Source organism: Massilia frigida, from assembly GCF_011682175.1.
In the GTDB taxonomy this organism is placed as follows: Bacteria; Pseudomonadota; Gammaproteobacteria; order Burkholderiales; family Burkholderiaceae_D; genus Telluria_A; species Telluria_A frigida.
The window spans coordinates 1-989 of the sequence record NZ_WHJG01000135.1 but is presented as its reverse complement, the minus strand read 5'-3'; the positions used below and the strand labels follow the sequence as shown (position 1 = coordinate 989).

1 protein-coding gene is annotated in these 989 nt (G+C 54.9%); it reads right to left on the bottom strand.

All coding sequences use genetic code 11. From position 1 onward, the window contains the following. Positions 1 to 123 precede the first annotated feature (123 nt). Complete coding sequence (locus F2P44_RS34340; RefSeq protein ID WP_167094562.1) at positions 124 to 876, bottom strand: site-specific integrase; 753 nt, start codon at positions 874 to 876, stop codon at positions 124 to 126. Positions 877 to 989: the final 113 nt, after the last annotated feature.

Below are 989 nucleotides of genomic sequence, written 5' to 3'. Positions count from 1 at the left end.
CATGGTGTGGGCGTTTTGATTAAGCGTTAGAAACTAAATCATGCCAGAAATGGGCGCCCACCCCCACCTTTTCGCTTGCGCTGCCAAGCAATTTTCATCCGTTCCGCTAGTTTTGCAAGAGGCTCAGTAGTGGTAGTTGAAATAGCGTTCGGTAATAACGGGCGAAGAGTGGCACATGCGTCCTGAGACCATATTGAGTGCAGCGGTATAGGTAATTTCCCCAGCTTCGATCCGCTTCTTGCACGCGTCCATGAGGTTCATACCGAAGGTTGCCCGCAAGTCGTGAAAGCGATAGCTAAACGTTGGCGAGTGTGAACGCCGGACGTGAGGGATTATGTACTTTGCAATATACGCGCGCACCGTTTGTCCCCGCTTCTTGTGGCGGCTTAATCTCTCTCCGTAATGTTGGTCCTGCTTGGCTACGTAAAGAGGCAGTCCCTGAGGGCTAAGGAACAGATACTGGTCCGGATGGTCGCCACCCGGCGCCTTCTTCCGCCGGCGCCGCGCCCGATCACTTCCAGCGTATGTTTGTAAGTCGAAGTACAGCCAGTCCGGTACCTGGAGAGTAATGCATTTATTGTTCTTCGTATCGATCCCCGTGTTGTGACCGCGATGGGGGCCGGCTAAAATCCGCACCAGGCCACTGCCTCGTATCGGTGAATTGACGGTCTTCACCCGGAAGGTGAGGACTGTTTGAATCCTTGCACCAGTTGCGAGCGCGAGTGCGTGTATGAGGATCGTTTCGGTGTGGTCACATGTAAGCAGGGCGTCCCGCAGCCAAGCTTGTTCATCCGCCGGCAGCGGCCTAAGCTTTCCTCCATCCTCAATCGTGTCGTCGAATGGGTCATCTTGTTTGGATATCCGTAAGTGCCCCATGAACCCCAGGCTGTTCAGGGAACCGTTTCGCTGGCTAAATCATGGCTATGCAAATTCCACGGCAACAGCGCCTCCACCTCGTCCACCGTCGTCGCCAGCGGCAAGCTGCGCAT

Bases quoted from the DNA above. Each gene is read 5' to 3' on its own strand.
- F2P44_RS34340 (WP_167094562.1), bottom strand. From the start codon at position 876: ATGGGGCACTTACGGATATCCAAACAAGATGACCCATTCGACGACACG.